We start from the raw sequence: 8,398 nt of genomic DNA, 5'->3' as shown, positions 1-8,398 counted from the left end.
GAGCGTCGTCAGGATGGTGCGCATCTATGATGAGCTGGGAGTCGGCGCCGTCGTGCTCGAGGATCAGATACGCGAGGTCAAGCAGTCCGGTAACAACAACGCCCGCCGCGTAGCTCCGCACGACGAAATCATCAGGAAGCTCCGGGCTGCGGTCGAGACCCGATCGGACAAGGATCTGATGGTCATCGCTCGCTGCGACGCGTATGCGATCGAAGGACTGGAAGGCTCGCTGAAGCGCTGCGACGCCTATCTAAAGGCTGGAGCGGACGGCGTATTCATCCCCGGTGTATCCACCGTGGAGGAACTCGAGCGCGTGGGAAAGACGTTCCGCGGTTCGTACCAGATCGTCGACATGCTGGAGAACCGTCCAACCTGGCTGAAGCCGTCAGAACTTGCCGCCATGGGGTTCTCCCAAGTGGTTTACCCGAACTTCGTCATGCTGAGGACGATGCTGGCCACGAACGACGCCTTGATGCAGTTGCAGCGCTTCGCGACGGACGATTCGCCGCCCGTGCTGCTGTCCGACTTCGAAGGCGCGAGGGCGCTCTTCCGGGAAATCGTACGCGAAGAGGAATGGTCTTCACTGGAGCAGCGTTTCCGATAGGTCCGACCACATTTCGACCGAAGCGCGGCAACGATGTACGACCGGCGCCTCGCGATAAAATAGTTACCGAACTCGGCGCGCATGAAGCTGACGTGCAGGGTCGTCGCCTTACCTTACGGCTTGCTGCAAGGAGGTACAGTCCTACTCGGCGGCGACCGGCATGGCGCGACCGGCGGAAAATTTCTCCATCAAGGCGCCATGGCGACGCTGGGCGATCGAAATGCTCTGCAGCTTGACGTGGCCGAAGCCGCGGATCATGTCGGGGATAGCCGCGATCTCCACCGCTGCCGCATGATTGTCCGGACGCAATCCCGCGAGTAGCCCGCGCAGGTTATCTTCGTAGTCTTCGATCAGTTGCCGCTCCATCCGTCTTTCCTGTGTCCGCCCGAAGGGATCGAGGCGTGAATTGCGAAGCCACTTCAGCCTCGCCAGAACGCCGAGAGCGGGCATGATCCAAGGACCGAATGTTCGCTTCACCGGCTCTCCCGCGTCATTGCGCTTCGTGAGGAACGGCGGAGCCATGTGGAGCGCGATGCGATAATCGCCTTCGAACTCCTGACTCAGGCGTTTCCTGAACTCGCCGTCGGAGTAGAGGCGCGCAACCTCGTACTCGTCCTTGTAGGCCATGAGCTTGGCCAGGTTGACGGCGACGGTCAGGGTCAGGTCCGCCGTGCCGGGTGCCACTCCGGCTTCGGCCCTGCGTACGTTTTCGACGACATCGCGATATCGCGCCGCGTAGGCAGCATCCTGATAGGCCGTCAGAAGCCGCGCCCTGTGGTCGATGATCTCTTCGAGAGTCTCCGGCGCACGGCCCGCGTCCTTCAGCGAGGCGGTTTCCACGACGGCATCAAGATTCCGCGCCGCGCGCCGGCCCCACTCGAATGCCTGCTTGTTGGTTTCGACGGCGACGCCGTTGAGTTCGATGGCCCGGGTGAGGGCCTCAAAGCCGAGCGGCAGCAATCCCTTCTGAAACGCAAATCCGAGCATGAACGTGTTCGTGGCGATCGCGTCGCCGAGCAGCGCCGTTGCGATCGAATGAGCCGGGACGAAATCGATCATATCTCGTCCCGCCGCGTCCGCCAGACGCTTGCGCAGCGTCGCCTCCTCGAAATCGAAATCGCGGTTCTGCATGAACGCGGCTGTCGGCACGACCTTCTCGTTGGCGATGACGCGGGTCGCGCCGGACCGGATGGTCGCCAGCGCCGCGGGTCCCGTTGCGACGACTGTGTCGCAGGCGATCACCACGTCGGCTTTTCCGGCGGGTATGCGCGAAGCGACCGACGCCGGCTTGCCGCCGATCCGCACGTGGCTCATCACGGCTCCGTTCTTCTGCGCCATTCCGGTCGAATCGAGGACGGTGCAATGCAATCCCTCCAGGCGAGCCGCCATGCCGAGCAACGCTCCGACGGTGATCACCCCGGTGCCGCCGACACCGGTGACCAGGATGCTCAAGGTCCCGTCGATCGTGGCTACCACGGGCATCGGCAGATCGTCAGTAGCGCTGATCCGCGCAACCGGGCTCGCTTTCCTGACGCGAGCGCCGGACACGCTGACAAAACTCGGGCAGAAACCCTTCACGCAGGAAAAGTCCTTGTTGCAGGAGGACTGGTCGATCCTGCGCTTTCTTCCAAGATCGGTCTCGACCGGCTGTACCGAGATGCAGTTCGATTTGATCGTGCAGTCGCCGCAGTTCTCGCAGACCGCCTGATTGATGTAAATTCGGCGGTCCGGATCGGGAAACTTGCCGCGCTTGCGGCGCCGCCGCTTCTCGGCCGCGCAGGTCTGATCGTAAACGAGGATCGTCAGACCTTCCACTTCGCGCAGGTCGCGCTGGACCGCGTCGAGATCGTCCCGGTGGTGCACAGCGATGCCCAAAGGAATCCGAATTGATCCCGACGAGTACTTGTCCGGCTCATCGGTGACGATAACCACGCGCCTCGCACCCTCAGCCAGGACCTGTTCGCACACCTGGGGCACCGTAAGCCCCCCTTCCACCGACTGGCCGCCGGTCATCGCAACGGCATCGTTGTACAGGATCTTGTAGGTGATGTTCACCTTGCTCGCGGCGGCCGCTCGGATCGCCAGCAGACCGCTGTGGGAGTACGTTCCATCGCCCAGGTTCTGGAATACATGCTTTTGAGAAGTGAACGGGGATTGCCCCACCCAGGCCAATCCCTCCCCACCCATGTGGCTCCACAGATGCGTTCGCCGTTCAGGCATGAACGCGATCATTCCATGACAGCCGATGCCGGCCATCCCGCGACTGCCTTCGGGCAGCACCGTCGAGGTGTTGTGCGGGCAGCCCGAACAGAAGAACGGTGGACGGACCAGGACGGGCGACAGGTTGCGTGCGGCAAGATCGATTTGCTCCAGGCGTGCGAGATTCTGTTCGATGACGGTGTCGCGGTCCAGCACGGAGGAAAGAAAGGCGCCCACGCGGCGGCCGACCAGCGTGGGGTTTATCTCGCCCTCGCTGGGAAAGAGCACCTCGCCCGCAAGATCCTGCTTGCCAACGATCCTTGGACGCTTCGGATCGTTGTAGAGGATCTTGGCAATCTGGTCCTCGATGAGCCCGCGCTTCTCCTCGACCACCATGATCTCGTCGAGGCCTTCGGCGAACGCCTTCATGCCAGCGATCTCAAGCGGCCAGACCAGACCGATCTTGTACAGGCGGATGCCGAGCCTTTCCGCCGCAGCTTCGTCGATGCCGAGCTCGTCGAGCGCCTCCTTTAGGTCCAGATACGCCTTCCCGGCCGCAGCAATTCCGACCTTCGCGCCGGACGGGTTCCACACGAGCCGGTCAAAGCGGTTGGCGCGCGCGAATGCCTGGACGGCGGCCATGCGCGGGCCATGCAATCGCCTCTCCTGCTCCAGTGGCGGGTCCACGAGACGAATGTTCAGGCCTTCGGCCGGCACATCGAAATCGGCGGGAACCACGATGTCCGGCCGCATCGGATCAATTTCAACCGTCCCCGCCGTTTCGATCGTCTGCGCCACGGCCTTCATGCCGACCCAGCAGCCGGAATAACGAGACAGCGCAAAGCCCCCCACTCCGAAGTCCAGATAATCCTGCAGCGTCGCCGGCGCGATCACGGGCATCATCGCCGCGACGAAGATCTGTTCGCTCTGGTGAGGCATCGTGGACGAATGCGATCCATGATCGTCTCCCACGATCGCGAGCACGCCGCCATTGCGCGACGTGCCGGCTCCATTTGCATGCTTGAAGACGTCACCGCAGCGGTCGGCGCCGGGCCCCTTGCCGTACCAGATGCCGAATACACCGTCGACCAGAGCACCGTCGAAGAGGTTGAGCTGCTGGCTTCCCCAGATGGACGTGGCAGCGAGATCCTCGTTTAGGCCGGGCTCGAAATGGATGCCCTTGGCCTTGAGCCACTTCTGCGCACCCCAGATCGCATAATCATATCCGCCGAGAGGCGAGCCGCGGTAGCCGGAAATGAACCCCCCGGTATTCAGGCCATTGGCCTCGTCCCTTGCCTTCTGCAGCATTGGCAGCCGCACAAGGGCCTGTACGCCCGACATATATGCCATTCCATTCTCGAGGGCATATTTGTCGTCGAGGGAGACTTGGTCAGGTAACATCGCTCATTCCAGGAACCGCATTCCTGCACGGTTCTCGACGACGATTGCGGGCGGCAGGACGCCCGCCTCGGCCTGTGTGAACAGTGCCGGCGAATCCACCAATGATACGGTAACATGAGCCACCCAAATTGGACGAACTTGCAGAATGTTCGACCGACGCGTATCGGAATATCCCGCCGGCCGAAGCCGAGGAACGCTTCTATGCCAAGTACGCCGTGCAGAAGCTGGCGCCATGACTCGGAGGAAACGTCCTCCAGCGGACCCGGCGCGGTTCACACCCAACGACGAATACCACCCGCTAGGCTAGGCTTGGTAGACGAACCGCCTGGGAGTCGTTCCCACATGGCGTTTGAAATACCGGATGAGGTGGCTTTGATCGACGAAGCCGACCTCGCATGCCACTTCCGCTGCCGGTTCTCCCTGCCTCAGGAGTTCCGCGGCTCGCGATACGCGGACTCCGAGGATAAAGGCGTGAGGTGTGGTTCCCAGTGATTTGCGGAACGTCCGTATGACCTGGAATTTGTTGCGACCGCAGAAATTTGCAAGATCGTCGAGAGTAATTTTCTTCCTGAGATTTCTCTCGATGTAATCGATGCAATCGTCAATAACGCATATACCTAAGAAATTGTCACGTGGTACGTGGTCATAACACCAAGGAGAAATTGCTTTTCTGTATTCTGATATTGCAGCGCAGCGGGCTTCAACGCCAGCTCTCGATACAGGCATTTTGATTTTCTCCCAGTTTTTTCTTTCAGCGAACCATTTTCGGGAGGGCTCCTCAATGCAAAATGCCTGATCCTTGTATTAGGAAAACTAATACGAACAGATGTTCCGGATCAGGCACGGAGCCTTGATCCGTTTCATGATCGTGCCACTGGGCCGAGCCGATCAGACGATGCCTGGATATGTTCCGCCGTCGATCAGGATGTTCTGTCGGGTCAGATATCCCGAGCCGCTCGCGCACAGGAACGCGCAGAGGCTGCCCAGTTCTTCCGGCGATCCGAACCGTCCCGAGACCTCCCGCTCTCCCATGGCGCGCAATTGGTCCTCGAGAGCGACCGCGTTTGCGCTTGCCTGGCGAGACGCTGCGGAAGCCAGCCGATCGGTATCGAAGCTTCCCGGCAGGATATTGTTCATGGTCACGTTGTACCTGGAGACCTGACGCGCCAGTCCGCCGACGAACCCGGTGAGGGCGCTGCGGGAGGCGTTCGACAGATCGAGATCGGGGATCGGCGCTTTGACCGCAACGGACGTGATATTGACGATGCGGCCGAAACGCCGCTCGACCATTCCGTCCAATATCGCCCTGATCATTTCCACCGCGCCAAGCAGATTGAGGTCGAGCGCCTTAATCCAGTCGCTTCTCGTCCACTGCCGGAAGTTCCCCATAGGCGGGCCTCCCGCGTTGTTGACCAGAATGTCAGGTTTCGGGCAGGCTGCCAGAAGCGCGTGCCTTCCTTCGGGGGTGGTGATGTCCGCCGCCACAGCCAGCGGCCTTTCGGCTGCGAACGTCCCGATTTCTGCAGCGGTCTGCTCGGTGCGGGCTTTGTCCGTCCCGTTTACGACGATCCGTACGCCTTCGCGCGCAAGCGCCGAAGCGCAGGCCTTTCCAAGCCCCCGGCTCGAGGCGCACACAATGGCGGTCTTACCTTCAAGTCCCAGATCCAATGTCCCTCTCCATATTACGTCTCGATAGTGCCCATGCCGCCCCGATCGGACTGCGGCGCAGAGACTGACGAGGAGTTGTCACCGCAACATCAGTGACGGCCGTGATCCCCAGTGCCGTCAACTTGAGCTAGTCCGTCTAGATGAGTAAAAAATCATAACATTGGCGTGACTCGCGCGAGAAAGCGGGTATTGATACCTGATGACATCCTACTGATACAGATAAGTACCTATAAAATGGTCTTATATGGAACAGAAGTAGCGATTGACTAGATACATCTATCATTTTAAACTATATTCCTGCATTTTATTGTATGAAATTGCTGTTGACTGCTCGTATCTGGCGGTGCATAAAACCGAAAAAATCAGTGGAGGATTGGGCATGACGCGCGATGACGAGATCACGTCCCTGGGGAGAAGCCTGTGGAATGCCGAGACGAGCCTGACGCCGATCCCGCCGATCAGCCTGTCGCACCCGCAACTGAGTGTCGATCAGGCCTATGAGGTACAAGCAAACGTAGCCCGCCTACGTGCCGGCATCGGGCACCGCATGTGCGGCTACAAGATCGGGCTCACGAGTCAGGCCGTCCAGAAGATGGTGGGTCTCAGCGAGCCGGACTACGGCCACCTGTTCGATCAGATGCGCATCGAGGATGGCGGGATCGGCGATCGATCCGAACTCATCGATCCGAAGATCGAGCCGGAACTGGCCTTCGTCCTTGCCCATCCCCTGGCGGGACCGAACGCCTCAATCGAAGACGTCATCGCGGCGGTCGACTACGCGGTTCCGGCTTTCGAGATCGTCGACTGCCGGATCCAGGACTGGCGTGTGCGCGGGATCGACGCCATCTGCGACAATGGATCGGCGGCCCGGTTCGTGCTCGGTCGCGGACGGCTTCCGATCCGGGATGCGGACCTTGGATCGATTTCAGTGAAGTTCGAGCGCAATGGAGAGATCATCGCCACGCCGCACATGTCGGAGATCATGGGCAATCCGGCCAGCGCCGTCTGCTGGCTTGCCGACAAACTGGCAGAACAGGGCGCAAGAATCGAGGCAGGGGAAGTGGTACTCACGGGCGCGCCGTGCCGCCCCTCGGACGTCGCACCCGGCGATGTGTTCCGCGCAACATTTGACACGCTGGGTTCCGTGACAATGTCCTGGCGCTAGGCGCACCCGGACCTGCATATGCCTCCTGCCTGGCCCTGGGCAGACTTCGTCCATGCCTGCAAGGATCGAGGGCTCACGCGCCCTCGACGATCGCAACCGAAGTTTCTGAGGCAAGCGAGCGCGTTTCCTCCGCCCTCGACATGATCCATTTGCGGAAGGCCGCGACCTTCTTGAGTCGCAGCTTCCGTGGCAGGCACACGAAGTAGTAGCCTTGGTTGCCGACGAGGATGTAGTCGAAGGGCTTCACCAAGCGGCCCAGTCTGATGTCTTCCTTCACATATCCGAATTCGGCGATCGCCAGACCCAGGCCATCGATCGCAGCTTGGTAGACGAGTCCGGAATCCTCGAGACGGGCGACGTCCTTTGTGGGCACGTTCGTCGCGCCGACACTCGTAAGCCACTGGTTCCACAGGTCCGGCCGCTGCTTCGAATGCAACAGCACATACCGCGGCAACTGCTCCAGACTCTGCGGCGGCCCGGCCCCGTCGGCGAGCCGGGGACTGCACACGGGCGTCAGCATGGTCGGGAAAAGGAGATCGGAGGCCACGTCTTTCCAGTTCCCCGTACCAAACTCGATCGAACCGTCCAGGTCGTCGTATTCGAAGTCCGCGAACTTGTGGCTGGTCTGGATCGACACCTCGTACTCGGGGTACTGCCTGGTGAAGTCCGACAGCCGGGGGATGAGCCACCGCATCGCGAAGGTCGGCAGTGCTTTGATACGGATGATCCGGTCGGCATAGTGAGGATTCAGGTTGGCAGTCTCCGTCTCGATGATCGCAAAGGCCTCGCGCACACTTCGGCTATAGGCCAGTCCTTCCTCGGTCAGGTGGACTTGCCGGTGAACACGACGAAACAGCTTGGTCTCGAGACTCTCCTCCAGGATCTTGATGTGGCGACTGATGGCTCCCTGCGTCACGCAGAGTTCGTCCGCGGCCCGGCTGAAGCTCCCGAGGCGCGCCGCGGCCTCGAACGCCTTCAGCGCGTTCAGCGGCGGGAGACGGTAACTCATCGACTTCCTCCCTCGGTCTTCATGCCGCCCGCATCGCCGAACGTGAGACGGGTCGGAAAACGGATGCTCAGGCGCCTGCCGAGTCTTCGAACACAGTACCAATTTTCTACAATACGCAATGCCGATCGCGCAGTTGGATGCGGCAGCGCAGGCCGACAACATGCATGCCGTGAGACGGATCGCCCTGCCTCAGACGATCACGCAACCCAGCCGGCAATGGCTCCAGGGGGCCCGCACCCCTCCATGCACCGTTTCCGGCCGTCAATCGACGGCCCAGCGAGATCCCGGCGCCACGGCATCCTGCTCCGACAATCGCGACGCTTTCCATCAGAGCGCGCGATCCAGCATGGCG

Annotated in this window: 6 protein-coding genes; 2 read left to right on the top strand and 4 right to left on the bottom strand. The window is 61.0% G+C overall.

Annotated features, from left to right (window positions below; genetic code table 11):
• Positions 1-604, top strand: a 604-nt coding sequence (locus MAXJ12_RS22335) for an isocitrate lyase/PEP mutase family protein (protein WP_008838272.1), incomplete at its 5' end; no start/stop codon positions are given.
• 141 nt (positions 605-745) lie between these two features.
• Here MAXJ12_RS22335 and MAXJ12_RS22330 read toward each other — a convergent pair.
• From MAXJ12_RS22330 to MAXJ12_RS22325, 3 genes are all read right to left on the bottom strand, one after another.
• Complete coding sequence (locus MAXJ12_RS22330; RefSeq protein WP_040587342.1) at positions 746-4,204, bottom strand: indolepyruvate ferredoxin oxidoreductase family protein; 3,459 nt, start codon at positions 4,202-4,204, stop codon at positions 746-748.
• Between the two features lie 303 nt (positions 4,205-4,507).
• On the bottom strand, positions 4,508-4,930 hold the full coding sequence (locus MAXJ12_RS40075; protein ID WP_008838269.1) for a helix-turn-helix domain-containing protein: 423 nt from the start codon (positions 4,928-4,930) through the stop codon (positions 4,508-4,510).
• A 162-nt stretch (positions 4,931-5,092) separates the two neighbouring features.
• Entirely contained in the window at positions 5,093-5,872 is a 780-nt protein-coding gene (locus MAXJ12_RS22325; protein WP_008838268.1) for an SDR family oxidoreductase, read from the bottom strand.
• Positions 5,873-6,134: 262 nt separating this feature from the next.
• Here MAXJ12_RS22325 and MAXJ12_RS22320 point away from each other — a divergent pair, with 262 nt between their 5' ends.
• Positions 6,135-7,037, top strand: coding sequence for a 2-keto-4-pentenoate hydratase (locus tag MAXJ12_RS22320; protein ID WP_139043984.1), 903 nt, complete (start codon positions 6,135-6,137; stop codon positions 7,035-7,037).
• A gap of 73 nt (positions 7,038-7,110) precedes the next feature.
• Here MAXJ12_RS22320 and gcvA read toward each other — a convergent pair whose 3' ends face one another.
• Positions 7,111-8,046, bottom strand: coding sequence for a transcriptional regulator GcvA (gene gcvA, locus MAXJ12_RS22315; protein WP_008838266.1), 936 nt, complete (start codon positions 8,044-8,046; stop codon positions 7,111-7,113).
• Positions 8,047-8,398 lie beyond the last annotated feature (352 nt).

Source organism: Mesorhizobium alhagi CCNWXJ12-2, assembly GCF_000236565.1.
Classification (GTDB): domain Bacteria; phylum Pseudomonadota; class Alphaproteobacteria; order Rhizobiales; family Rhizobiaceae; genus Allomesorhizobium; species Allomesorhizobium alhagi.
Note: the sequence above shows the minus strand (reverse complement) of the source record. Positions and strands in the feature narration are given on the sequence as shown.

Coding starts and splice junctions, on each gene's coding strand:
- MAXJ12_RS40075 (WP_008838269.1), bottom strand. CDS start 4,930: ATGCCTGTATCGAGAGCTGGCGTTGAAGCCCGCTGCGCTGCAATATCA.
- MAXJ12_RS22330 (WP_040587342.1), bottom strand. CDS start 4,204: ATGTTACCTGACCAAGTCTCCCTCGACGACAAATATGCCCTCGAGAAT.
- gcvA (WP_008838266.1), bottom strand. CDS start 8,046: ATGAGTTACCGTCTCCCGCCGCTGAACGCGCTGAAGGCGTTCGAGGCC.